Source organism: Paraburkholderia sp. GAS206C (assembly GCF_050435645.1).
Classification (GTDB): Bacteria; Pseudomonadota; Gammaproteobacteria; order Burkholderiales; family Burkholderiaceae; genus Paraburkholderia; species Paraburkholderia phenazinium_B.
Window position 1 is genome coordinate 232,860 of sequence record NZ_JBNDKR010000010.1, and the last position, 23,994, is coordinate 256,853.

The window sequence follows — 23,994 nt, forward strand, 5'->3', positions numbered from 1 at the left end:
CGGGAACGCCCGTCAGTCCGCGTTCCACCGGAAAATCGAAGCAAACATGGATGTCATCGTCATTGGCGGCGGAATTGTGGGCGTCGCCACCGCTTATCAGTTGCGCGCCGCCGGTCACCGGGTCTGCGTAGTCGAACGCTTTGCGACCGTCGCGCAGGGCGCGACCTATGGCCATGGCGGCACCGTCCTGCCGACGCCGCTCGACGTCTGGTTCGGGCCGACCTTCATGCAGAGCCGCCAGGCCGCCAAAAACGGCGTCATCCGCAAGACCGGCTTCAACGGCGGCGCCCGCCTGTTCGAGCGGCAACTGGCAACATGGCAGGAGCCGCAGGCCTTCAGCCGGCAATACGGGCTGCTGCGGCCGCTGATCGAGGCATCGCGCGAGGCGATGGCCGATATGGAAGCGCGCTTCGGGCTCGAATATGAACAGACGGAGGGCGTGCTCTACCTCACGCGCTCTGCGCAGGAATGGGAGCTGACCCAGCAGGCGCTCGAATTGCTGCGCCAGTATGAAGTGCCGCACCACGTGATGACGCCTGCCGAGTGCGCGGCGTTCGAACATTCGGTGCCGACCGATCCTGAGTTTGCAGGCGGCGTGCTGTTCGACCAGGAACGCACCGCGAACTGCCCACTCTTCACCAAGCTCATCAAGCAGACGCTCGATACCGAAGGCGGCGTGCAGTTCATGCTGAACCGGGAGGTCGATGCCATCCGGCTCGATGGGGAGCGCGCAGCGGTCGAACTGGCGCCGCGGCTCGGCGAAGTCACTTCGTCGCGCGAAGTCGACGTGATCAACGCCGACGCTATCGTGGTCGCGGCCGGTACCGGCTCGGTGCCGCTGCTCGAGCGGCTCGGTCTGCGGGTGCCCTTGCATCCGCTGCGGCTGCATACGCTGTCCGCACCGATCGCGCACGAAGAATGCGTGCCGCATGTGGCGATCGTCGATGCCGTGAAACGCATCACCATCACGCGGATGAATCACCGGCTGCGCATCGCCGGCGGCGCCGTGCTGCAAGGCGCCGGACAGACCGACAAGCCGCTGTCCGAAGCGGTCACCAAGGATGCTTTGGCCCTGCTCGGTCAGGCCACGCACGACTGGATTCCGGGCGCGGCCAAGATCTCGGCGGCGCTGTCGTGGGATGGCCTCAAGCTGCTCTCGCCGGATGGCCTGCCGATGGTCGGCAATGCGTTGCATCCGCGCCTGTTCGTCAACGTGGGGCACGGACCTGCTGGCTGGGGACTCGCCTGCGGGGCCGCGAAACTGGTGGCGGATCTGATCGGCGGCAGCGCGCCCGAATTGCCGGCGGATACGCTTGCTGCGTTGCGGCCTGAGCGGTTTCGATACTGAGACCGCGAGACTGAGGCGCCCTGAGGAGTCCTCGGGCGCCGTCGTGCGACGAAACCTGGCCGAACAGTTCCACGCCTTACGTGCATTCGCACTACCATGACGGTTCCGTGCCCGCCCGGGCCATCGCTTGACGCCGCCATGAACGAAGCCGCATCTGTCAGTCCCCACAATCCTTCCGACCTCTCCGGCCTGATCGACACGCACGACCGACCGCTCGCGCTTCTGAGCGTCGCCGATCTGCGTGCGCTCGAAGTCAGCGCTGCGGCCGCGCTGCCGCCGCACGAACTGATGGCACGTGCCGGCCGCGCCGCTGCGCTGTTCCTGACCGGGCAGATCGCGTCGGAGCGCTCGAGCGGTTCTGCCGCGACGGTCTGGATCGTCGCCGGTCCCGGCAATAATGGCGGCGATGCGCTGGTGGTCGCTACCGAGTTGCATATCGCCGGCGTCGCGGTCGAAGTCTGTATGCCCGTCGAAGTCAAACCGGAAGACGCCCGCTGGGCGCTCGGCGAGGCGCGCGCGGCAGGCGTTCCGATCAGCACGTCAGCGCCCGATTCTTTCGAGCGCTACGGCTGGCTGGTCGACGGCATGTTCGGGATCGGCCTGACCCGGCCGCTCGAAGGCGTGTTCGCCACGCTTGCTCAACAGTTGTCACAACGTGCGAAGCGGCAAGGCCGCGTATTGGCACTCGATGTGCCGAGCGGGCTCGATAGCGACACCGGCAATGTGGTTGGGTCCGGCACAGGGGTGCGAGCCACGCACACGGTGACATTCATCGGCGCCAAGCCAGGACTCTTCATGGCTTCCGGGCGCGATCTGGCCGGCGCGGTGACCGTCGCGCCAATCGGTCTGGACACGACGGCCACGGTCGCCCGTACCGGCGGTGTGCAACTCAATGCCCCGGCGCTGTTCGCGCCGTACCTCCCTTCGCGCGATTTCTCGACCAACAAGGGCTCGTTCGGCAGCCTCGCCGTGGTCGGCGGCGACTCCGGTATGTGCGGCGCGCCGATTCTCGCAGCGCGCGCGGCGCTACATTGCGGCGCCGGGAAAATCCACGTGGCGCTGCTTGGCGCAGGCGCCCCGCCCTACGATCCGCCGCATCCGGAACTGATGCTGCACGCCATCGACGATCTGCCGCTCGACAAGATGGACGCGCTGGCGATCGGCTGCGGCATGGGTCATCGCGACCGCGCGACCCAGGCGCTGCACGACGTGTTGCCGCTCGACGTTCCTAAGCTGCTGGACGCCGACGCATTGAACCTGGTCTCGAAGGATCCTGCGCTTGCCGCAAAGGTCGCCGCCCGCGGAGCAAAGGGCGATCCGTGCGTGCTGACGCCGCACCCGCTCGAGGCGGCGCGGCTGCTCGGCTGCGATGTCCCCACCGTGCAGCGCGACCGGCTCGCCGCCGCGCGCGCGCTGACCGCGCGCTTCGCCTGCGTCATCGTGCTGAAAGGCACGGGTACGGTGGTGGGCGCGCCGGACGGCCGGCTCGCTGTCAATCCGACCGGCAACGCCGCGCTCGCGACAGGCGGTACTGGCGACGTGCTCGGCGGTATCATCGGCGCGTTGCTGGCCCAGCGCCTGCCACCGTACGAGGCGGCGCTCGCGGGCGTGTATCTGCACGGCCTCGCTGCCGATACGCTAACAGCCCAGGGGGACGGCCCCGCAGGCTTGACGGCAGGCGAACTGGCGCCGATGGTACGCAAACTGCTGAACCGGATGTTCTATCCAGCCTGAACAGCTCGAGGTGCAAACCGGAGTCGGCGTTGCCGGACCCGGGTAGCGGGCGAGGCTTGTCCCGCCCAATCCCGCTATCTGAATCCGGCGTCCAACTGCCTGCCCGCTTCGCGTCAAGGCCGCTATACTGAAGTACTGCGCTGTCCGGCCGGGAACCGTTGCGAACCCGAAGCCCCGATAGCGCGCCCGAGCATCCCACCGGCTGCGCCTCGCGCGCACTGCCTTTCTTTCGTGCCCCTTCGTTAGACGGACGATCTCATGACGTTGAACACGCTCCCCGCCTGGTCCTCGCTGCAAGCCCATTACGACAAGATTCGCAATGAGCATATGCGCGACTGGTTCGCCCCCGCGAACGATCCCGCTCCCACCCGTGCCGAACGCTTTGCGTACGCTGGCGGTGGACTCGCGGCCGATTTCTCCAAACACCGCATCAAGGACGAAACTCTCAAGCTGCTTGTGCAGGTGGCCCGCGAAGCGGGTGTCGAGAAACGCCGTGACGCCATGTTCGCGGGCGAGATCGTCAACCCGACGGAAGGCCGCGCAGTGCTGCACACCGCGCTGCGTGCGTCCGATCCGAAAGCCCCGTTCCATGCAGAAGTTACGGCCGAACGCGCCAAGATGGCGGCGTTTGCCGACAAGATTCGTAGCGGCGAGTGGACCGGCTATACCGGCAAGCGGATTCGCTATGTCGTGAATATCGGTATTGGCGGCTCGGATCTCGGTCCGAAGATGGTGACGAATGCGTTGCATCACCTCGCCTCGCCGGAGATCACCAGCCACTTCGTGTCGAACGTCGACGGCGCCGATCTCTACCGCGTCATGCAGGAGATCGACCCGGAAGAGACGCTCGCCATCATCGTCTCGAAGACTTTCACCACGCTCGAAACCATGACCAACGCGCGCTCGCTGCGCGACTGGTTCATCGAGAATGGCTGCCCGGAAAACGCGCTCGCGAAACACTTCGTCGGCGTGTCGGCCAACACGGCCGAAGTCGTCAAGTTCGGTATCGCCAAAGAGAACGTCTTCCAGATGTGGGACTGGGTGGGCGGCCGCTATTCGCTGTGGTCGGCCGTCGGCCTCTCGATCATGATCGCGATCGGACCGAAGCAGTTCGACGAACTGCTCGCCGGCGCGGACGACATGGACAAGCACTTCCGCGAGGCCCCGCTCGAGCGCAACCTGCCCGTACTGCTCGGGATGATCGGCATCTGGTATCGCAACTTCTTCGGCTCGCAAAGCTACCTGGTCGCGCCGTATTCCGAGGCGATGCATTACCTGCCGTCGTATCTTCAGCAACTGGAGATGGAGAGTAACGGCAAGTCCGCACGCCTCGATGGCGCGATGGTCGACTATCCGACTTCAGCCGTCACGTGGGGCGAGCCGGGCACGAACGGCCAGCATGCGTTTTTCCAGATGCTGCACCAGGGCCCGACACTCGTACCGATCGATTTCATCGCCGTGCTCACGCCCGAGCATCCGCTCGTGAGCCATCATCCGAAGCTGCTGGCCAACTGCTTCGCGCAAAGCGAAGCGCTGATGCTCGGCCGTACGCTCGAGGAAGCGAAGAAGGTAGCGGGCCCGGACAAGCCGGAACTGGCGCCGCATCTGATGTTCCCGGGCAACCGTCCGTCGAGCACGATTATCCTGGAGGCGCTGACCGCGCGTTCGCTCGGCGCACTGATCGCGCTTTACGAGCACAAGGTACTCGTGCAGGGCACGGTGTGGGACATCAACTCGTTCGATCAATGGGGCGTCGAGCTGGGCAAGATTCTCGGCAAGGTGGTCGAGGCCGATCTGACCTCAGCGAGCGTCGATCCGGCGAAGCACGATTCGTCGACCTCGGCATTGATCGCACGCGCACGGGCAGCTTTGAAGCGTTGAGTATGTGAACCCCGGTGTCGGGGCAGGCAGTGTCTCAGGCGAGACGCCCTGCCTCGATCGTCACCGTGGTATCGCAACGGCGCGCGAGTTCGATGTCATGCGTGACGAGAATCAACGTCGCACCATTGGCCCGGTTCATTTCGAACATCAGATCGATCACCGCATGGCCTGTGGCCGCATCGAGGCTGCCGGTCGGCTCATCGGCAAAGAGAATGGCCGGATGCGTGACAAACGCGCGCGCTAACGCAACGCGTTGCTGCTCGCCTCCCGAGAGCAGCTTGGGATAGTGACGCGTGCGCTGCCCCAACCCCACCTGTTCAAGCAAGCCGCGCGCTCTCGCTGCCGCATCGCGCGAACTGATACCGCCTTGCAACTCGAGCGGCAAGGTCACGTTCTCGAGCGCAGTCAGATGCGGCATCAACTGGAAAGACTGAAACACAAAGCCGACCGAGCCGTTGCGCAACGCGGCGCGTTCGTCTTCGCTCAACTCAGTGAGTTCCTGACCGAGCAGCCGAACCGACCCCGAGGTGGCGCTGTCCAAACCTGCAAGCAGACCGAGCAGCGTAGACTTGCCGGACCCGGATGCGCCGACAATCGCCACACTGCTGCCGCCTTCGATGGAAAGATCGATATCATCGAGAATCGTCAGTTCACCCGTCGCATCCTTAACCCTCTTGCACAATCCCCGTACTTCGATGACTGGATCAGTTTTCTTTTGCATGGTGAGGCGTAGATTGAAAGTGCGCCTGGCTGCGCCGCGCGCCGCCGCTTTGAACACAGCCGCCGGCCTCTTCATGATGGCCTTTTCGGCAATACCGCTTGCGGCCCGTGCCGCCAATCCACCCAACGCAACCGTTACGGCCAGACCGGTCATCATGGTTCTCGGCGACAGCATTTCAGCCGAGTATGGCTTGCCCCGCGATACGGGCTGGGTTGCATTGATGCGCCAGCGTCTTGCCAATGAGCGGATCGATTATAGCGTTGCAAACGCAAGCATCAGCGGCGACACGACAAGCGGCGGACGCGCCCGCATGCCCGAACTGATACAGCGCCTCAAACCGAGCATCGTGATCGTCGAACTTGGCGCCAACGATGCGCTGCGCGGCGTCCCCTTGCCGACCACCGAGGACAATTTGCGCACGATCGTCGAACAGGCACAACAGGCGCATGCAAAGGTCGTGCTGATCGGCATGTACGTGCCACCCAATTACGGCCCCGACTACACGCAAAAGTTCCACGGAGTCTACGAGCAGATCTCGAAGGACCTGCACGTTTCGCTCGTGCCGTTTCTGCTTGCCGGCATCGCGGACAAACCAGACATGTTCCAAGCGGATCAGATGCATCCGACCCAGCAGGCACAGCCCGTGCTACTTGACAACGTGTGGCCGACCGTCAAGCCGTTGTTGCGCACGGGTTCCTCACACTGACAAGCTTCTTACAACTTGTTGCGAACGAGCGAGGAACGCGCACAGGGGAAGGTCGATCAGACACTTTCGCTAACCGCGAAATCCGGCTCGTTTTTGAGCGCTTTTGTGAGGAGATGACGTGAAATACTTACCGCTTATCGCTTTGACCGTGGCAATCTCTGCCTGCGCCGCTCAACCGCCGGTTGGCGTCCAGTCCGTGGGACAAAGCCAGCAACCTCCAGCAGCCGTCGCGCAATGTATTGCCCACAAGTGGGCAGATGGCACTCAACAGCAGGTCGTCTCGCAAGCTACCTTGGCAAACAATCAGGCTGTCGACGTTTATGTGCCGGGCCAGCAACCGCCTAACGGCGCGGCCGCTGTGGTACGCCCGGGTAATGGCACGGGCTCGTGGGTCGGCTTCCGCAGCGGTGGTGGCGGTGCGAGCAGCGACGCAACCAGCTCCATCAGCGCTTGCCTCTAAGGCTCCCCTCAACAATGCCTCTGGTGAAGTTCGCCAGATAAGAAAAAACCCCGCAAATGCGGGGTTTTTTTGTGATTCCTTGAAAAGTGCGTGCGGCTTGCTGCTGGCACCGCGCGTGGACTTCAACTCAATCAGTCGCCACCCGCTTGAGCGCTATCCAGCGAGCCGTAGAACTTGATCTTCGAACGCGCGCGCAGTGCTTCGACATAAGCTTCCACTTCGGATTGCGCTTCCGACTGCGCGATCTCCTGCTGCGCGGCGACGAGACGGCGTGGATCAACCGGTGCGCCGGGCAACACCGCATTCACGCGATACACCGCATAGCCCGCATCACCCAGGTCGACACCCACGTAGGCCGGCAATTTCTGCGGGTCGGCCTTGTAGATTGCGCTCAATGCGGCGACTGGCAAGCCCTGGGCGTCATTGCGCGAGACCTTCAGTGGCGCCGCAAAACCGGTAGTCGCATTCGACTTCTGCAACTCGGCAAGCTTGGCGATGCCGTCCTTGTGTGCCGCCTCATCGGCCTGTACGGCGATGACCTTCTGACGCACAGCGTCCTTGACGGTGTCGAGCGGAGGCACGGCCGCCGGCTTGTAGGCAGTGACGTGCGCAGCGATCAGCGTGTTGCTGCCGGCGTCGATAGCCTGCGTGTTGTTATGCGCCTGCACCGAGTCGTTCGCAAATACCGCGGCGAGGAACTTCGCGTTGTTCAGCGGGCTCGTGGGCGGCAACGCGGGATTCAGCTGCGGCGTCACCGTTGCAGTCTGGATCTGCAGCTTGTACTTGTCGGCTGCCGGCTGCAGGCTCTTGGCCTTCTCGTACACCAACGACGTAAAGCCATCTGAATCGTCGCTGAATGCCTTGGCCGCGAGTTGAGCCTTCAGGTCTTTGGCGATCGAATCCTTGACCGTGTCGAAGGGCTGCGTGACAGACGGCTTTACATCCGTCGCCTTCAGGATCAGCAGGCCCACGTCGGTCGGCACGACATCGCTGATCTCGTCCTTCTTCAGCTTGAATGCAGCGTCGTCGAACGCCTGGCCACCGGCCATCATGCCGCGGCCGAAGTAGCCAAGATCGCCACCCTTCGAAGCCGAAGCAGGATCCTGCGAGCTCTCCTGGGCAATCTTCGCAAAGTCGTCCGGATGCGCCTTGACTTGCGCCAGCAGGGCATCGGCCTTCTGCTTCGCCTTGGCCTTGTCTTCCGCGCTCGCGTTCGGCGCTACGGAGACCAGGATCAGGCTCGCGCGCATCTGCGCGGCGGTCTGGTAGTGCGCGATGTTGTCGTCGTAGAACTTTTTCAGATCCGCGTCCGAGGGTTGCAGACCTGCGGCCAGCGCGTCCGGCGACATCACGAGGTATTGGATGGTCGCGGTGACGGGTGTCGCAAAGTCGTTACGATGCGCGTCGTAGAACGCCTGCAACTGCGCGTCGGTCGGCTGGATTTTGGCGAGATAGTCGTGCGGATTGAACGCGAGACTCTGTACTTCACGCTGCTGTTCGGCAAGCGTCGTCAGGTTCTGCGCCAGTGTCTTCGACGTGAAAGCGCTGCCCTCGATGCTGGCCGGCAACTGCTGCGTGGCCAGCGTATAGCGCACGCGCTCGTCATACTGATCGGGCGTCATGCCCTGCATGGCGAGCAGTTCCTTGTAGCGATTCACGTCGATCGAACCGTCAGGATTCTTGAGCGACGAAATCACCGGGTCGTTCAGCAACACGCGACGCACTGCGTCGTCGGATGCCGTCAGATGAAGACGTTGCGTCTCATCGTTCAGCACGCGCTGTTCGATCAACCCGTCGAGCAGTTGCTTGCGACGCTCGGGCGTGTCGAACATTTTCATGTCGAAATTCGCGCCGAGCATCTGACGTGCGCGGTCGAGTTGTTGACGCATCGCGTCGTCATACTCGGCACGGGTGATCTTGTGCCCGTTGACGCTGGCGACGTTGGCGCTCTCGTCAAAGAAGCCACGGAAGCCTTGAATACCCACAAAACCCAGCCCCGGCACGATGACGAGGATGAGCATGAACATCATCAGGCGTTTGTGATTGCGGAAAAAATCGAGCATGCGTTAAGGATGCCAAAAACAGAACGCCCGATATTACAACAGCGGGCAATAAAAAAGGCGAACCGGAGTTCGCCTTTCAAGGATACTGGCGGAGTGGACGGGACTCGAACCCGCGACCCCCGGCGTGACAGGCCGGTATTCTAACCGACTGAACTACCACTCCTTATACTGCGTATGCACTGCATGCTGAACCGGGAACTGGTGGGTGCTGAGAGGCTCGAACTCCCGACCTACGCCTTGTAAGGGCGCCGCTCTACCAACTGAGCTAAGCACCCGCTCCGCGATTCTGCGTGATACCTCTCCACTACCTAAGTCGCGCCGCGCTCTTCAGCATTCTGAGCCTTCCGAAACGCACCACCCTTATGCAGCAAGTCGATTAGTTTAGCGCATCTTTTAGTGCTTTGCCAGGCCTAAATTTGGGCACCTTGGCTGCCTTGATCTTGATCGCAGCGCCCGTGCGCGGATTACGTCCCGTGCGTGCCGTGCGCTTGCCAACTGCAAACGTGCCGAATCCGACCAGCGTCACCGAACCACCCTTCTTCAACGTGCCTTTGACGCCGCCGATCACAGCATCCAATGCACGCCCCGCCGCCGCCTTCGAAATATCGGCCTGTTGTGCAATGTGATCGATCAATTCCGTTTTATTCATTCCAACCCCCGAGAATGTTTTTGGGCAATCGTAATGGCGCTTTATAGCGCCGGGTAATAACGCAGCACGGCAAGGACGCCGAGCCAACCAATTAGAATTGGCCGAAAGCCTTATGTCAAGCGGGGTTGCGCCGGATTCGAGGGGACTTTGCTATCCGCTTTTATGACGAAATCTTGCGACCGGGGGCTGCGACGCAAAACGACGGGTTGCATGCGACGCCATTAATCCAAAGAGTGGGACAACGAAGGCAAACGCAATGCCTTGTGCGACCTGCAGATAGCAGAAACCCGCGGACAATGCCGCGGGTTTCTGTTGATGCGCAGACTCTGCTACGAGTTGGCTTAGTGCTTCACCACTTCCGTTGCGGCGTCTTTACCGGCCTCCGCTGCGACAGGCGCAGCAGGCTTCGGCTCTTCTTCCGGCAACGGTTGCGGGACACGTTCGAGTGCGAGTTCGAGCACCTTGTCGATCCAGCGGACCGGCACGATTTCGATCGCATTCTTCACGTTGTCCGGAATCTCCGTGAGATCCTTGGTGTTTTCTTCCGGGATCAGCACCAGCTTGATGCCGCCACGATGCGCTGCGAGCAGCTTCTCTTTCAGGCCACCGATCGGCAGTACTTCACCACGCAACGTGATTTCGCCCGTCATCGCGACGTCGGCGCGCACCGGAATACCGGTCAGCACCGACACCAGCGCGGTCGTCATCGCGATACCGGCGGACGGACCGTCCTTCGGCGTCGCACCTTCCGGCACGTGAATGTGAATGTCCTGCTTCTCGAACGCTTCGTCCTTAACACCCAAACGGCGCGAACGCGAGCGGACCACCGTGCGTGCTGCCTCGACAGATTCCTTCATCACGTCGCCCAGCGAACCCGTGCGAGTCACGTTGCCCTTACCCGGCATCACCGCGGCTTCAATGGTCAGCAGATCGCCGCCCACTTCCGTCCACGCGAGGCCCGTGACCTGGCCAACCTGATTTTCCTTCGCAGCCAGACCGAAGTCGTACTTGCGCACACCGAGGAACGTATCAATGTTGCTGCCGTCGACCGTCACCGCACCCTCTGCCTTCTTCAGCAGAAGCATCTTCACGACCTTGCGGCAGATCTTCGAAATTTCACGCTCGAGTGAACGTACGCCCGCTTCACGCGTGTAGTAACGAATGATGTCGCGGATTGCAGTTTCCGTGACTTCGACCTCGCCTTCCTTCAGGCCGTTATTCTTCTTCTGCTTGGGCAACAGGTAACGTTGCGCAATGCTGACCTTCTCGTCTTCCGTGTAACCTGACAGACGGATCACTTCCATCCGGTCGAGCAACGGCGGCGGAATGTTCAGCGAGTTCGACGTCGCAACGAACATCACGTCCGACAGATCGAAATCGACTTCGACGTAGTGATCGGCGAACGTATGGTTCTGTTCCGGATCGAGCACTTCCAGCAGCGCCGAGGACGGGTCGCCGCGGAAATCCTGGCCCATCTTGTCCACTTCGTCGAGCAGGAAGAGCGGATTGCGCACGCCGACCTTGGTCAGGCTTTGCAGGATCTTGCCAGGCATCGAACCAATGTAGGTCCGACGGTGGCCGCGGATCTCGGCCTCGTCGCGCACGCCACCGAGTGCCATACGCACGAACTTGCGATTCGTTGCGCGTGCAATCGATTGACCCAGCGACGTCTTACCGACACCCGGAGGCCCAACGAGGCAAAGGATCGGCGCCTTGACCTTGTCCACACGTTGTTGGACAGCAAGATATTCGAGAATGCGTTCTTTGACTTTCTCGAGACCGAAGTGGTCTTCGTCGAGCACGCGTTCCGCATTCGAGAGGTCGTTGTTGACCTTGCTCTTCTTGCGCCACGGCAAGCCGATCAGCGTGTCGATGTAGTTGCGCACGACGGTGGCTTCAGCCGACATCGGCGACATCAGCTTGAGCTTCTTCAGCTCGGCGTCAGCCTTCTTTTTGGCTTCCTTCGGCATGCGCGCAGCGGTGATGCGCTTCTCGAGTTCTTCGAGATCCGCACCTTCTTCGCCTTCGCCCAGTTCCTTCTGGATTGCCTTGACCTGCTCGTTCAGGTAGTACTCGCGCTGACTCTTTTCCATCTGCCGTTTCACACGCCCACGGATGCGCTTTTCAACCTGCAGGATGTCGATCTCGGCTTCGAGTTGCGCGAGCAGGTGCTCGAGGCGCTCGATGACCGGGAACATCTCGAGGATGTGTTGCTTCTGGTCGAGCTTGAGCGGCAGATGCGCCGCGATCGTATCGGCCAGACGGCCGGCTTCGTCGATGCCCGAAAGCGAAGTCAGAATTTCCGGCGGGATCTTCTTGTTCAGCTTCACGTATTGGTCGAACTGCGACACGATCGCGCGGCGCAGCGCTTCAGTTTCAGCGCTGTCGGCGTGGTCGGGTTCGAGCGGCATGACTTCGCACGAAAACTGGGTTTCCTGCTCTTCGATCGAGAGCGTCTTCGCACGCTGCAAGCCTTCGACGAGCACCTTCACGGTACCGTCAGGCAGCTTCAGCATTTGCAGGATGTTGGCAATACACCCTACTTCGTACATGTCCTTTTCGGTCGGCTCATCTTTGGCAGCCGTCTTTTGGGCGACGAGCATGATGTGCTTGCCGCCTTCCATTGCTGCTTCGAGAGCCTTGATCGACTTCGGGCGGCCTACGAAGAGCGGAATCACCATGTGCGGGAAAACGACTACATCACGCAGCGGGAGCAGCGGGAGCGTAGTGCGTTCCGGCGGGAGGAGTTGGGTTCCTGACATTTCATTTCCCCATGAGTGGTATCAGTTCGTTCGATAGGTGAGGCCTGCAAAAACGATTACAAGGCCTCCGCGTGTGGGAAAAGTTCAGTGACTCCAAAGGAAACACAACCATCCTAACCCAAGATAAACAAAAAAGCCGTTCACGTTGCCATGAACGGCTTTTTTTGCAAAACCTTTAAAGCCGATCAATTCGAACCCGCAACCTTGGGTGCGTCTTCGTAGATCAGTAGAGGTTTACCGTCGCCGTCGATGACGTTGTCGTCGATGATGACCTTGCTAACCCCTTTCATCGTCGGCAACTCATACATCACGTCCAGCAACGCCTGTTCCAGAATGGAGCGCAGACCACGCGCACCCGTCTTCCGACGGATCGCCTTACGTGCAACCGCCTGCAATGCGCCAGGACGGATCTCGAGTTCGACGCGTTCCATGCTGAACAGCTTGTGGTACTGCTTCACGAGCGCGTTTTTCGGTTCGACGAGAATCTTCATCAGAGCAACTTCGTCGAGCTTGCCGAGCGTGGCAACCACCGGCAGACGGCCGATCAGTTCAGGAATCAGCCCGAACTTGATCAGATCTTCCGGTTCCACTTCGCGCAGCACTTCGCCGGCGTCACGGTCCTGCTTGCTCTTGACGCTGGCCCCAAAACCGATACCCGTCTTTTCCGTACGGTCGACGATGACCTTTTCAAGGCCGTCGAACGCGCCGCCGCAGATGAACAGAATATTAGTGGTGTCGACCTGGATGAAGTCCTGGTTCGGATGCTTACGACCACCTTGCGGCGGCACCGACGCCATTGTCCCTTCGACCAGCTTCAGCAAAGCCTGCTGGACACCCTCGCCCGATACGTCGCGGGTAATCGAAGGGTTATCCGACTTGCGGCTGATCTTGTCGATTTCGTCGATATAGACAATGCCGCGCTGGGCCTTGTCGACTTCGTAGTTGCAGTTCTGCAGGAGCTTCTGAATGATGTTCTCGACGTCTTCACCGACATAGCCGGCTTCCGTCAGCGTCGTTGCATCGGCAATAACGAACGGGACGTTCAGAAGGCGGGCGAGCGTCTGCGCGAGCAAAGTCTTACCGGAACCGGTCGGGCCGATCAGCAGGATGTTGCTCTTCGACAGCTCGATTTCGTCCTTCTTGTCGAGATGTTTGAGGCGCTTGTAGTGGTTGTAAACGGCCACTGCAAGAATCTTCTTCGCGCGTTCCTGCCCGATTACGTACTGATCGAGAATTTCGCGGATTTCCTGCGGACTTGGCAGATCGGACTTGGACAGGCCCGCTTCAATGCCCGCGCCTGCTGCTTCGTCACGAATGATCTCGTTGCACAGGTCGATACATTCATCACAGATGAATACCGACGGGCCGGCAATCAGCTTTTTGACTTCATGCTGGCTCTTGCCGCAAAACGAGCAATACAACAGCTTTTCGCTGTTAGAACCTTTCTTGTCCGCCATAGATGTGTGAGCCTCCGGACACTCGATTACATGATACGCCGTTTGCCCCTGCCTCGCAGTTGGGGCGAATGAGCAAAAGCAGTGACGGCGCTTGCCGCAGGCGCTTGGACGATTCTAATTATTTCACACCATAAACGGGCGTGTTCTCGCCCTCAAAAACGGGGCGAAAACCGCGCCGGATCATGGACGCTTATGCAACACCTGATCGACGAGGCCGTACGCCTGGGCGTCGTCGCCCGACATAAAGTTGTCGCGATCGGTGTCGCGAGCGATACGCTCGACCGGCTGACCGGTGTGATGCGACAGCAACTGATTCAACCGTTCCTTCAAATACAGGATTTCACGGGCCTGGATCTCGATATCCGATGCCTGACCGCGCGCGCCGCCGAGCGGCTGGTGAATCATCACGCGTGCATTCGGCAGCGTGAAACGCTTACCCTTTGCGCCGGCCGCCAGCAGGAACGCGCCCATGCTGGCCGCGAGGCCCATGCACAGCGTCGACACGTCCGGCTTGATAAATTGCATCGTATCGTAGATCGCCATCCCGGCCGAAACCGAACCGCCCGGGCTATTGATGTAAAAGCTGATGTCCTTGTCCGGATTTTCGCTTTCGAGGAACAACAACTGCGCGACGACGAGGTTGGCCGTCTGGTCGTTCACTTCACCGACCAGAAACACCACGCGTTCCTTGAGCAGACGCGAGTAGATATCGTACGAACGCTCGCCACGGCCGCTCGTTTCCACGACGATCGGCACGAGTCCGAGCGCCTGTGCTTCGAGATCCCGCGACGACTGGGAGGTCAACGTGTCCAGCATTTGGGCGCGAAAGGTCATGCAATGGGTCCTTGTCTGGGAATATTTATCAGGTACCGGACAGGTAAGTACGACAGCGCAGTATTCAAGTGCGCCGACCCCGGCGAACCCCGCTCAACACGACGCTTTATAAAAAAACGGCGTGCGGGCCGTCGCTCCGACAGCCGGCACGCCGTTGCAGCGACGCTTACGCTTGCGCCGTTGCGCTTGCCAGTTCTTCGAAGCTTACTTCCTTGTCCGTCACCTTGGCCTTGCTGAGCACGAAATCGACGACGTTGGCTTCAACGACGTAGGCTTCCATTTCTGCAAGGCGCTGCTGGTTGGAATAATACCAGCGGACGACCTCCTTCGGGTCTTCGTAGCTTTTCGCGAATTCGTCGACTTCGGCACGAATCTGCTCCGGCTTCGCCTGCAGCTCGTTGGCCTTGACCAGTTCGGCGAGCACGAGGCCCAGCTTGACGCGGCGCTCAGCCTGTTCCTTGAACATTTCTACAGGAATCGGCGCGTCGGCGGCGTTCGGCACACCACGTTGCGTCAGATCCTGACGCGCCATTTCGACGAGACGCTGCTGGTCCTGTTCGATCAGCGCGTTCGGCACGTCCAGCTCCGAAATCTTCAACAGCGCGTCCATCACCTGGTTCTTGACGATGGATTGCGTGCGGCGCTTCGCTTCGCGCTCGAGGTTGTCCTTGATTTCAGCGCGCATCTTCACCAGATCGCCGTCTTCGATGCCGAGCGATTTAGCGAATTCAGCGTCGATTTCCGGCAGGTGCGGCCACTCGATCTTCTTCATTGTGATCGTGAACTGCGCCGTCTTGCCGGCGACGTCCTTGCCGTGATAGTCGGCCGGGAACGCCAGGTCGAATTCCTTCGCTTCGCCGACTTTCAGGCCAAGCGCTGCCTTTTCGAATTCCGGCAGCATGCGGCCTTCGCCGAGCACGAACGCGAAATCTTCCGCGCTACCGCCCTGGAACACTTCGCCGTCGATCTTGCCGGCGAAGTCGACCGTCACGCGGTCGCCGTCTTTGGCTGCGGTGTCTGCACCGCCGTCGCCATGTTCGCCGGCGTCGCCGCGGGCGTGGAAGTGCACGCGCTGCTTGCGCAGGATGTCCAGCGTGCGGTCGATCTCCGCTTCGCTGATGGTGGTCGTGGTGCGCTCGATCTCAGCCGTGGAAACGTCGCCCAGCTTGACTTCGGGGTAGACCTCGAAGGTTGCGTCGAAAGCGTAGTCGCCTTCCGCTGCATCGACCTTCGGCGCGAAGCTCGGCTGACCCGCGACACGCAGGTTCTCGGCGCGGCTGATGTCGAAGAACTCCTTGCCAACCTTGTCGCTTAGCACTTCGGCTTCCACCTGGCCCGAATACTGTTGCGTCACCATCTTGAGCGGCACCTTGCCAGGGCGGAAGCCCGGCATGCGCACATTCTTCGCGAGTTGGCGGATACGCGAGTCCACTTCCTTCTGCACGGTGTCTTTCGGCAGGGAAATCGTGACGCGGCGTTCGAGCTTGCCGAGGTTCTCAACAACGTTAGCCATGGCTTCAATCGTCCTAAAATTATTCGAGCGAATCAGTTATCTTCTTCGTGCCGCTATTCGACGTCGCTTCGCATCTTGCGTCACATCGATTCAGCGCCTGCGCCGCGGGCTTGCAGGCCACCGGCAGCACGGTTTGGGTCTAAAGAGCCGAATATTTTAGCAAACTATTCGCGCGCTTAGCCGGGATTCGGAGTTTCGCGCCCATTTTTGTCCAGTTTCCTGCGGGTTTCGGGTCGGTTTAGAGCCGTTTTGACGGCCTGGGCCCATGTTTGCGCCTCTTCAGTCACTCCATTCCGGCTATGCTGTTCGACGTATTCAGTCGCGCGCGGCATGCTGATAAGCTAGCGGACGCGTTGGGCTAGCGCCCGCCCGCACCGCCTCCGCACTGAATTCAACTATCAAGAGACACCATGCCGAATCTGTCGTCCGCGCCCGTCGTCGTCATTGCTCCCGATTCTTTTAAAGGCTCGCTTAGCGCCGAACAGGTGGCGCAAGCCATCGCGTCCGGCGTAGCGCGTGCGCGGCCCGATGTCATCGTACGCATCTGCCCGATGGCCGACGGGGGCGAAGGCACGCTCGACGCCATGCTGACCGGCGGCGGCGAACGCCGCGTCCTGAGCGTGCGCGGCGCCGCGGGTCCTATGCGTGAAGCAGCCACAGGGCTGACAGGCGACGGCAGCGCGATCGTCGAAACGGCCGAGATCGTGGGCATTACCGATCCTGTCGGCATGGGCGTACCGGTTGAAGCACGCAGCTCGCGCGGCATGGGCGAAGCCATTCGCGCACTGCTCGACCTCGGCGTGCGACGCTTCTTCGTGGCGCTCGGTGGCAGCAGCACGAATGACGGTGGCGCGGGATTGCTGGCAGGCCTTGGCATGAAGCTATTCGATGCCCAGGGCGAGGAACTCGAGCCGACGCCCGAGCAGCTTGCCCGATTGGCTCGCATCGACGTCTCGCAACTGGATGCGCGACTCGCCGATACGACATTCGTCGGCATGTCAGACGTGGACAATCCGCTCACAGGCGAACACGGCGCCACTGCGATCTTCGGGCCGCAGAAAGGCGTGAAACCCGAACAGATCACGAGCGTCGACGCGGCCCTCGCTCGCTTCGCCGATCTGCTCGAACCGGCTCTCCAGCGCACGGCTCGCAACTTGCCGGGCGCGGGCGCAGCCGGCGGCCTGGGTTTCGCGTTGCATATGCTAGGCGCGCAGTTCGAACCGGGCGCGGAAACGGTGGCTCGCCAGATCGGCCTTGATGTGGCGCTTGAAGGCGCAGACTGGCTGATCACGGGCGAAGGCCGCTCGGATGTCCAGACGCTGCACGGCAAGGCGCCGTTTATCGCCTGCGCGCATGCACGCGCTTCAGGCGTGCCGGCCACATTGTTGTCGGGCGCAGTGGACTCCTCCGCGCTGCCGCGCCTTGCCGAACACTTCAGCGGCTGCTTCTCGCCGGCGCCTGGCCCGATCACACTCGAAGTCGCGATTCGCGATGCCGCGCAGCTGCTCGCCAACGAAGCTGAGCAATTGACGCGTCTTAGATACGGCGTGCGTTGACCGGTGAGGCGGTTGCGGCAACAATCACAGCGCCACGATCGCTTTCACTCACCATCGGGACGACCATGAAGGCCTCCGCCAAAGCCGGGCTCGAACAGTTTCTGACATACCGTCTGCACGTATTGAACAAGCTTGCCGAACGCGGCATCGGCGAGCGTTATCAGGAGAAGCTCGGTGTGACATTGCCGGAGGCTCGCGTGATTGCGTCAGTGGGATCGTTTGGGCCGTTTTCGATCATGGACCTCGCGCGGCATGCAAACCTCGACAAGAGTCAGGCAAGCCGCGCGGCCGAAGCGCTGATCAACCAGGGGCTCGTGCAGCGCGAAGCGAGCGAAGAAGACGGACGCGTCGTGCTGATTTCGCTGACTGTTGACGGACGCGAGCTGTACCGCAAGATCATGCCGATCGCCCGCAAGTGGAACGTCGATCTGTTCGACTGCCTCAACGAGGAAGAGAAAGCGGCGTTCGGCGACGCGCTCGACCGCATTATCGAAAGCGTGCAGGCACGCGCGGAGTAACCGGGTAAGCGGTTCCGTGGCGATTGGTTGTGCGTGCAACCAGTAAGTAAAAAGCCCCGCCAGTCATCGACTGGCGGGGCTTTTTAAATACTTGGTGCGAGGAAGGGGACTCGAACCCCTACACCATTGCTGGCGTCAGGACCTAAACCTGGTGCGTCTACCAATTTCGCCATCCTCGCGCCGGGTCAAGCGCATGCGCGCCGCGCCCGATGTGTGGCTCGCCAGCGGCCGTACTTCGCCAGCAGGAGCCGGTTTGACGTACGTCCGAAAGCGTAAGCGCGAGATTCTAACCGATTGATTTGCGCTTGTCTGCATTTGCCCGACGTATGTCGATGCTACAATTTTTGGCTAATGTTCGTACGGCATACACGCCGTCCCCACCGCGCTTCAGCCCCACACTCCATTCAAGTGAATTTCGACGAATATTGCCAGCAGAAAGCGGCGCTCCCCGGTTCGAGCAGCTACTACGCGCTGCGCGAGGCGCCAGCAGGACGCCGGCCGCTCCTGACCGCCCTGTTTGCACTGCGCCGCGAGTTCGAGGAGACCGTCAAGGAAACCAGCGATCCGGCCGTTGGCCGCACCAAGCTCGCGTGGTGGCAAAAGGAAATCGCGGCACTGGCAGCAGGCGCGCCCTCGCATCCGGTATCGAAGGCGCTCACCGCTCATATGAGGGGTGGCGCGCAAGCCATGGAAGCCGAGTATCCAGCGCTGCAAACGCTGCTGGCCGGCTTCGAAATGGACCTCGACCAGGCCCGTTACCTCGATTACCCGAATCTGCGGCGCTACCTGCAGGGTGTCGGCGGCACGTTTGCCACGCTGACCGCACGCGCGACCGCGCATAACCCAGCGCAGGCTGCCGCATGGGCCGCACCGCTAGGTGAGGCAATGTTGCTGGCGCAACTGATTGCCGAACTCGGCAACGACGCGCGGCACGGGCGCATCTATATTCCGGTCGACGAAATGCAGCGCTTCAACGTCACCGCGGCAGATGTGATCAACCGCAAATACAGTGACGCGTTCACCGAGCTGATGCGCTTTCAGACGAAGCGCGCCCGCGAAGCACTGAACACCGCCCTCGCCGCGATACCTGCCGGCGAGCGGCGCACGCAGCGCACCCTGCGGGCTCAGGCCGCTCTCGCGCTGGCGTTGCTCGATGAGATCGAACGCGATGGCTACCACGTGCTGCATCAAAGCATCGCGCTCACGCCAATCCGCAAGCTGTGGGTCGCGTGGCGCGGCGCGCGCCAACGCTGAACCCGCGTCCACAACCACACAACACCAGCACACCGCATCGCCGCATCGGTCGTCAACCGGCGCTCGGCACCAGGCGCGAAATTTCACGCACGCAGCAACGGCAACGGTTCAAAGCGCTGCTGCAACACCGCCGTAGCGTCGAGTCCCCACCACGGCCCAAGCACGGTCGCATAGATCTGGCGGAAGTCGACGCCCACCGGCAAGTTGCCGCTGCCGTCCAGTTGCGTCAGCACCGGCGGCGCGCCGTACAAGCCGCCGCGCACCCGTCCACCCATCACGAAATGCGGCGCCACCGTGCCGTGATCGGTCCCATTGCTCTGATTCTCGCGCGGCCGGCGTCCGAACTCCGCGTAGGTCACGACCAGCGTATTGTCCCAACGTCCCAACTCGACCAGCGCCGACTTCATCGACGCAAAACCTTCCGCGAGCTGCTTGAGCAACGCGGCCTGCTGCCCAGGCTGGTTCTGGTGCGTGTCGAAGCCGTTGAGCGTCAGCCGGATCACCGCTACGCCCTGTCCGTTCAGCGGCTTGCCCTGCGGGGTGTCGCCAGCGGCCAGCACTTGCATCGCCGTCTTGATCGAAGTCCCAAACGCGCCCTGCGGAAAAGCGGTCTTGAGCGGAAATTGCCCTTCGCGTGGACGCAGGCGGTCGGCGGCCTTCACGATATCGTTCTCGACGTCGAGAATATGCGCGAGCTCGGGATTGCGCTCATGCAGCGACACAGGCGTCGCGAGGCGCGAAGCCTTGATGAACTGCGCCGGATTCACGAGCGCAATGGCCCGTGCGCCGTTGGCGAGCGGCCCCATCTCGGCACTACCGATCACCACGCCGTCCGCGACAAAACTCGGCGGTACCGCGTGCTGCGCGAACGCGCGAGTCAACCAGCCTTCACGAAGATATTGATCCGAGCGCGAGGCGGTGTCCCATATCTCGATAGAGCGGAAATGTGAGAGATTCGGCTGCGTATAGCTGACGCCCTGGACGATGGCCAGTTGCTGGCTCTGCCATAGCGGCATCAGCGGTTGCAAAGAGGGATGCAAGGCCGTGCGCTCGTCGAGCTGGATGACCTGCTCGCGCCTGATGCCGATGTTCTTGCGTAACTGATAGTAAGCAGGATCCGCGTAAGGGATGACTGTATTCAGTCCGTCGTTGCCGCCTTTCAACTCTACGAGAATCAGCAGATTGCCGTAACCGCCGCGCGCGAGCGTCGTTGCCGCCGCTGCATCGGACTGGCTCGCGCCCTGGGCACCGAACGCCCGCGGCAGCCAAAGGGCCGCGCCTGCCGCTGTGGTCATCGAAAGAAAATCGCGCCGTCTCATGCTGCACCTCATTCGTTTGTAGCTACGTGGAGTGCGCCGCCCGGTCCGCGCCGCTTCGATTCTTCATTTCTTTGGTTCGACAAAACTGACTTACTTCAACTGATATGCCGGATCCATCAACAGCGCTTCCAGGTAAGCGCTCGCGGTCGAATCGGTTTCGATGGCATCGACCGGAGCAATCGGCAACACCGCGTGCTGCAATTGCAGGTCAGCGGAGAGGCCCGCTTTCGCGGTTGGAGCCGTGTTGAACTGCGCGAGCCACGTGTCGATATCAAAGCGTACTCCGCCCTGCCCCACCCGCGCCATCGCGCGCTGCACCATCGCCGCCTTCGGGTCCTGGCTCATCGTGCCGTTTTGCGGACGATGCGGCGCGGCGGTCTCGGTGGCGCGGAAGATCTGCTCGACGAACTGCTTGCGTGCGAGCAGCGTCGAACTGTTGATCCACGTCGTGCCACCGGGCCAGCCCTTCACGTTGGGTGGATAGAACAGGTTCTCACCCAGATTGCGAATCTGTCCGGCGAACGGTGCCGTGTTGTCGTAGCTGATATCGAACTCGCGCAGCGCTCCCACCACGAACTCAGCGGGCGACTTCACCAGCACGCCGCGATTGCGCTCGTCCCAGAACGCATCGCTGAGGAAGAGTCCGCGTAATGCGACTTTTATGTCGTAATGACTGGCGCGAAAGCGCTCGGCAACCGCTGCGATCTGCGCCGGGTCCGGCGTATCGGAGACGAACTCGCGCCACAACTTTGTCGTGACGAAGGTGGCGGTCTCAGGACGCGCCAGCAGAATGTCGAGCACCTGGTCGCCGTCGAACGGACCGCTCTGGCCGAGTACGGTCTTGACTGCATCGTCATGCAGGTTGGCGCGCCACACGTACGCCTGGGTATCCGGATCGAGGCTCCATCCTGTGTAGGCACGCGCTGCTTCCGACACGTCCTGCTGCGTATAGTGGCCTTCGCCGAGCGTGAACAGTTCCATCACTTCGCGGGCAAAGTTTTCGTTGGGCTTGCCCTTGCGGCTGCCGGCGCCGTCGAGGTACTGCAGCATGGCCGGATCTTTCGCGACGTCGTGCAGCATCTGGCCGAAATTGCCCAGCGCGTCGCGTCTGAGCAGCATGTCCTGTTGCGCCATCTGCTGCGGATAGCCGACCTTGTCCTGGCCCGAGGTGAAATGGTTGTGCCAGAAGAGCGTCATGCGCTCGGTCAGCGGCGACGGCGTGGTCAACATCTCGCGCACCCACCATGCGCGCAACTCTTCGTAACGCTGACCGCGCGTGCGCCCTTCGGCTTGCCGCTGATCCTGCGTCCAGGCCTTGCGCTCGTCACGAGTCGGGATCGGCTCCAGGACCCACGCGGGCATCGGCGTAAAGGATTCGGTGCGCGCCGTGGACAACACCTTGTCGACTGTCTGCGCACGCGTCAGCCCGACGTATTGGGCGACTTCGGCGTTGTCCGGCGCAAATCCCACCCGTGTCAGGAAAAAGCGCGCATCATCAGCGTCAAGGAGAGCTTCGGCCGAGTCGTCGTCGGTCGCCACCGGTGCATGGTGTTTGCCGCGCTGACCATGCGGTGAAGTTGACGCGGGCGCTGTGCCGTTCTGGGCGTCGGCCACTTGCGCCCCCACCAGCGCTGCGAGCGCAACGACGGCAAAGAACAAGGTGAGCACGGGATTCGACCTGTCGCCGGTGCGCCTTAGCAGCTTTTTCATTGTCAGTCGTCCGTGGTCCGGTAGCGGTGTCGAGAAGACGCCAGCTTGGCATGCGAGTCATACGTGACACGCACGATCATCCTCTCTGGCCACTCAACGGCAGATCAGGCGGGAAAGTTGACGGGGGAAGTGAAACGAAATTTTTCACGCGCATCGCGACACGCTGCGCGTCGCACCAGGCGGTACTCGACGATGAAAACTGGGCGTAGTGCCCTAGCGTTTGTACAACTCGCGAACGGCGTCTTCGATGTGCTGACGTAGCAGACGCCGCTCTTCGGGCGTCATGTGGCCGTCGCGGCGACGCTGATCCAGATCGGGGGGAACTGCGGCACGCATCATGGCGTCTGAAGCTTGGTGATCCGGTTCGGGAGTATGCGGCTGGTGCGACAGTTTGAAGGCGCGGAAGCGCGGCGCGTGTGGGTTCGATGCCCGTTCGTCGGTGGACTGGGCATGGGCGAGCGAAGGGCCTAATGTGCCCGCGAGTGTGCCGGCCACAGCCAGCGCAATCACGCGTAGGCGCACATTCGGCCAAACCCCTCCCTTCATCTTGTTCCCTTCGTGGTGCGGCAACCGGCTATCCTAAATGCGTGTACAAACCCCGGAAAAAAAGCCGGGTGCGAATTTTAGTCGAGTGAAGTATCCACCGAACAGCCGCATTCAGTAAAGCAGTCTACGCGTCACCGCTTTACGCCATGCCACAGTGCGGGTAAATTTTGTAACTGACTGTAACCCGCGAATTGATGCAAACTCGCGCCACTTTGTAATCGCGCTAAGATGCCGACCATGGAAACCAAAAACCCTTCGAAAATCCTCGTCGTCGATGACGATCCGCGTCTGCGCGATCTTCTACGCCGCTACCTTGGCGAACAGGGCTTCAATGTCTACGTCGCCGAAAATGCGCCGTCAATGAACAAGCTTTGGGTGCGTGAGCGTTTCGACCTGCTGGTGCTCGACCTGATGCTGCCCGGCGAAGACGGCCTGTCGATCTGCCGTCGCCTGCGCGGCAGCAACGATCGCACGCCGATCATCATGCTGACGGCCAAAGGTGAAGACGTCGACCGTATCGTCGGGCTCGAGATGGGCGCGGACGACTATCTGCCGAAGCCGTTCAACCCGCGCGAACTGGTCGCGCGCATCCACGCGGTGCTGCGCCGGCAGTCGCCGTCGGAACTGCCGGGTGCGCCGTCCGAGACCACCGAGGTCTTCGAGTTCGGCGAGTTCGCACTCAACCTCGCTACCCGCACGCTGACCAAGGCCGGTCAGGAAATCCCGCTGACCACTGGCGAGTTCTCCGTGCTGAAGGTGTTCGCCCGTCATCCGCGCCAGCCTCTGTCGCGCGAAAAGTTGATGGAACTGGCGCGCGGTCGTGAATACGAAGTGTTCGACCGCAGCCTCGACGTGCAGATCTCGCGTCTGCGCAAGCTGATCGAACCGGATCCGGGCAGCCCGCGCTTTATCCAGACCGTCTGGGGTCTTGGCTACGTATTCATTCCCGACGGCGCAGCCTGA

19 protein-coding genes and 3 tRNA genes are annotated in these 23,994 nt (G+C 61.6%); 9 read left to right on the top strand and 13 right to left on the bottom strand.

Going from position 1 to position 23,994, the window contains the following annotated elements; all coding sequences use genetic code 11:
* The first annotated feature begins 46 nt into the window (after positions 1-46).
* From P3T20_RS27800 to pgi, 3 genes are all read left to right on the top strand, one after another.
* Positions 47-1,348, top strand: coding sequence for an FAD-dependent oxidoreductase (locus P3T20_RS27800; protein ID WP_429288455.1), 1,302 nt, complete (start codon positions 47-49; stop codon positions 1,346-1,348).
* Between the two features lie 138 nt (positions 1,349-1,486).
* Entirely contained in the window at positions 1,487-3,082 is a 1,596-nt protein-coding gene (locus P3T20_RS27805; RefSeq protein WP_429288456.1) for an NAD(P)H-hydrate dehydratase, read from the top strand.
* A 258-nt stretch (positions 3,083-3,340) separates the two neighbouring features.
* Positions 3,341-4,963 (top strand): glucose-6-phosphate isomerase, encoded by a 1,623-nt coding sequence (gene pgi / locus P3T20_RS27810; protein WP_429288457.1) that lies wholly within the window; start codon positions 3,341-3,343, stop codon positions 4,961-4,963.
* A gap of 34 nt (positions 4,964-4,997) precedes the next feature.
* Here the strand turns inward: pgi and P3T20_RS27815 are convergent, their stop codons facing one another.
* Complete coding sequence (locus P3T20_RS27815; RefSeq protein WP_074264763.1) at positions 4,998-5,684, bottom strand: ABC transporter ATP-binding protein; 687 nt, start codon at positions 5,682-5,684, stop codon at positions 4,998-5,000.
* Between P3T20_RS27815 and P3T20_RS27820 the strand changes: the two genes are divergently transcribed.
* Both P3T20_RS27820 and P3T20_RS27825 read left to right on the top strand, forming a co-directional pair.
* A complete protein-coding gene (locus P3T20_RS27820; RefSeq protein WP_074264764.1) occupies positions 5,683-6,390 on the top strand; it encodes an arylesterase in 708 nt (235 codons plus the stop codon). The genes P3T20_RS27815 and P3T20_RS27820 overlap by 2 nt on opposite strands.
* Positions 6,391-6,508: 118 nt before the next feature.
* Positions 6,509-6,850 (top strand): hypothetical protein, encoded by a 342-nt coding sequence (locus tag P3T20_RS27825; protein ID WP_074264765.1) that lies wholly within the window; start codon positions 6,509-6,511, stop codon positions 6,848-6,850.
* A 131-nt stretch (positions 6,851-6,981) separates the two neighbouring features.
* Here the strand turns inward: P3T20_RS27825 and P3T20_RS27830 are convergent, their stop codons facing one another.
* The 8 genes from P3T20_RS27830 to tig all read right to left on the bottom strand — a co-directional run bounded on the left by P3T20_RS27830 (position 6,982) and on the right by tig (position 16,128).
* Complete coding sequence (locus P3T20_RS27830) at positions 6,982-8,913, bottom strand: SurA N-terminal domain-containing protein (RefSeq protein WP_429288458.1); 1,932 nt, start codon at positions 8,911-8,913, stop codon at positions 6,982-6,984.
* Positions 8,914-8,999: 86 nt separating this feature from the next.
* Positions 9,000-9,076 (bottom strand) — tRNA-Asp (locus P3T20_RS27835).
* 36 nt (positions 9,077-9,112) lie between these two features.
* A tRNA-Val gene (locus tag P3T20_RS27840) sits at positions 9,113-9,188 on the bottom strand.
* Between the two features lie 101 nt (positions 9,189-9,289).
* Positions 9,290-9,562 (bottom strand): HU family DNA-binding protein, encoded by a 273-nt coding sequence (locus P3T20_RS27845; protein WP_007585907.1) that lies wholly within the window; start codon positions 9,560-9,562, stop codon positions 9,290-9,292.
* 341 nt (positions 9,563-9,903) lie between these two features.
* Positions 9,904-12,324, bottom strand: coding sequence for an endopeptidase La (gene lon, locus P3T20_RS27850; RefSeq protein WP_074264767.1), 2,421 nt, complete (start codon positions 12,322-12,324; stop codon positions 9,904-9,906).
* Positions 12,325-12,509: 185 nt separating this feature from the next.
* Positions 12,510-13,781: an ATP-dependent Clp protease ATP-binding subunit ClpX gene (gene clpX, locus P3T20_RS27855; protein WP_074264768.1), complete on the bottom strand. Its 1,272-nt coding sequence runs from the start codon at positions 13,779-13,781 to the stop codon at positions 12,510-12,512.
* Between the two features lie 180 nt (positions 13,782-13,961).
* The gene (gene clpP, locus P3T20_RS27860; protein WP_074264769.1) at positions 13,962-14,615 is read right to left on the bottom strand and encodes an ATP-dependent Clp endopeptidase proteolytic subunit ClpP; all 654 of its coding nucleotides are present in this window, start codon (positions 14,613-14,615) and stop codon (positions 13,962-13,964) included.
* A gap of 166 nt (positions 14,616-14,781) precedes the next feature.
* Complete coding sequence (gene tig / locus P3T20_RS27865) at positions 14,782-16,128, bottom strand: trigger factor (RefSeq protein WP_074264770.1); 1,347 nt, start codon at positions 16,126-16,128, stop codon at positions 14,782-14,784.
* 410 nt (positions 16,129-16,538) lie between these two features.
* On the opposite strand from tig, the gene P3T20_RS27870 reads away from it, so the two are divergent.
* Both P3T20_RS27870 and P3T20_RS27875 read left to right on the top strand, forming a co-directional pair.
* Complete coding sequence (locus P3T20_RS27870) at positions 16,539-17,684, top strand: glycerate kinase (RefSeq protein ID WP_074264771.1); 1,146 nt, start codon at positions 16,539-16,541, stop codon at positions 17,682-17,684.
* Positions 17,685-17,749: 65 nt separating this feature from the next.
* Positions 17,750-18,202, top strand: a complete 453-nt coding sequence (locus tag P3T20_RS27875) for a MarR family winged helix-turn-helix transcriptional regulator (RefSeq protein WP_074264772.1) — start codon at positions 17,750-17,752, stop codon at positions 18,200-18,202.
* A gap of 92 nt (positions 18,203-18,294) precedes the next feature.
* On the opposite strand, the gene P3T20_RS27880 is transcribed toward P3T20_RS27875, so the two are convergent.
* Positions 18,295-18,381 (bottom strand) — tRNA-Leu (locus P3T20_RS27880).
* 229 nt (positions 18,382-18,610) lie between these two features.
* Here P3T20_RS27880 and P3T20_RS27885 point away from each other — a divergent pair.
* Positions 18,611-19,456 carry a squalene/phytoene synthase family protein gene (locus P3T20_RS27885; RefSeq protein WP_074264773.1) on the top strand — a complete coding sequence of 282 codons (846 nt, stop codon included), beginning with the start codon at positions 18,611-18,613 and terminating at the stop codon, positions 19,454-19,456.
* 83 nt (positions 19,457-19,539) lie between these two features.
* Here P3T20_RS27885 and P3T20_RS27890 read toward each other — a convergent pair whose 3' ends face one another.
* The 3 genes from P3T20_RS27890 to P3T20_RS27900 form a co-directional block, all read right to left on the bottom strand.
* Positions 19,540-20,775 (bottom strand): DUF1501 domain-containing protein, encoded by a 1,236-nt coding sequence (locus P3T20_RS27890; RefSeq protein ID WP_074264774.1) that lies wholly within the window; start codon positions 20,773-20,775, stop codon positions 19,540-19,542.
* A gap of 90 nt (positions 20,776-20,865) precedes the next feature.
* Positions 20,866-22,485: a DUF1800 domain-containing protein gene (locus P3T20_RS27895; protein ID WP_254368843.1), complete on the bottom strand. Its 1,620-nt coding sequence runs from the start codon at positions 22,483-22,485 to the stop codon at positions 20,866-20,868.
* A 213-nt stretch (positions 22,486-22,698) separates the two neighbouring features.
* Positions 22,699-23,031, bottom strand: coding sequence for a hypothetical protein (locus P3T20_RS27900; RefSeq protein ID WP_074264775.1), 333 nt, complete (start codon positions 23,029-23,031; stop codon positions 22,699-22,701).
* A gap of 228 nt (positions 23,032-23,259) precedes the next feature.
* On the opposite strand from P3T20_RS27900, the gene ompR reads away from it, so the two are divergent.
* A complete protein-coding gene (gene ompR / locus P3T20_RS27905) occupies positions 23,260-23,994 on the top strand; it encodes a two-component system response regulator OmpR (protein ID WP_006048917.1) in 735 nt (244 codons plus the stop codon).

Bases quoted from the DNA above. Each gene is read 5' to 3' on its own strand.
- ompR (WP_006048917.1), top strand. From the start codon at position 23,260: ATGCCGACCATGGAAACCAAAAACCCTTCGAAAATCCTCGTCGTCGAT.
- P3T20_RS27815 (WP_074264763.1), bottom strand. From the start codon at position 5,684: ATGCAAAAGAAAACTGATCCAGTCATCGAAGTACGGGGATTGTGCAAG.
- P3T20_RS27800 (WP_429288455.1), top strand. From the start codon at position 47: ATGGATGTCATCGTCATTGGCGGCGGAATTGTGGGCGTCGCCACCGCT.
- P3T20_RS27875 (WP_074264772.1), top strand. From the start codon at position 17,750: ATGAAGGCCTCCGCCAAAGCCGGGCTCGAACAGTTTCTGACATACCGT.
- clpP (WP_074264769.1), bottom strand. From the start codon at position 14,615: ATGACCTTTCGCGCCCAAATGCTGGACACGTTGACCTCCCAGTCGTCG.
- P3T20_RS27890 (WP_074264774.1), bottom strand. From the start codon at position 20,775: ATGAGACGGCGCGATTTTCTTTCGATGACCACAGCGGCAGGCGCGGCC.
- P3T20_RS27830 (WP_429288458.1), bottom strand. From the start codon at position 8,913: ATGCTCGATTTTTTCCGCAATCACAAACGCCTGATGATGTTCATGCTC.
- pgi (WP_429288457.1), top strand. From the start codon at position 3,341: ATGACGTTGAACACGCTCCCCGCCTGGTCCTCGCTGCAAGCCCATTAC.
- clpX (WP_074264768.1), bottom strand. From the start codon at position 13,781: ATGGCGGACAAGAAAGGTTCTAACAGCGAAAAGCTGTTGTATTGCTCG.
- P3T20_RS27845 (WP_007585907.1), bottom strand. From the start codon at position 9,562: ATGAATAAAACGGAATTGATCGATCACATTGCACAACAGGCCGATATT.
- P3T20_RS27900 (WP_074264775.1), bottom strand. From the start codon at position 23,031: ATGAAGGGAGGGGTTTGGCCGAATGTGCGCCTACGCGTGATTGCGCTG.
- P3T20_RS27805 (WP_429288456.1), top strand. From the start codon at position 1,487: ATGAACGAAGCCGCATCTGTCAGTCCCCACAATCCTTCCGACCTCTCC.
- tig (WP_074264770.1), bottom strand. From the start codon at position 16,128: ATGGCTAACGTTGTTGAGAACCTCGGCAAGCTCGAACGCCGCGTCACG.
- lon (WP_074264767.1), bottom strand. From the start codon at position 12,324: ATGTCAGGAACCCAACTCCTCCCGCCGGAACGCACTACGCTCCCGCTG.
- P3T20_RS27870 (WP_074264771.1), top strand. From the start codon at position 16,539: ATGCCGAATCTGTCGTCCGCGCCCGTCGTCGTCATTGCTCCCGATTCT.
- P3T20_RS27820 (WP_074264764.1), top strand. From the start codon at position 5,683: ATGGTGAGGCGTAGATTGAAAGTGCGCCTGGCTGCGCCGCGCGCCGCC.
- P3T20_RS27895 (WP_254368843.1), bottom strand. From the start codon at position 22,485: ATGAAAAAGCTGCTAAGGCGCACCGGCGACAGGTCGAATCCCGTGCTC.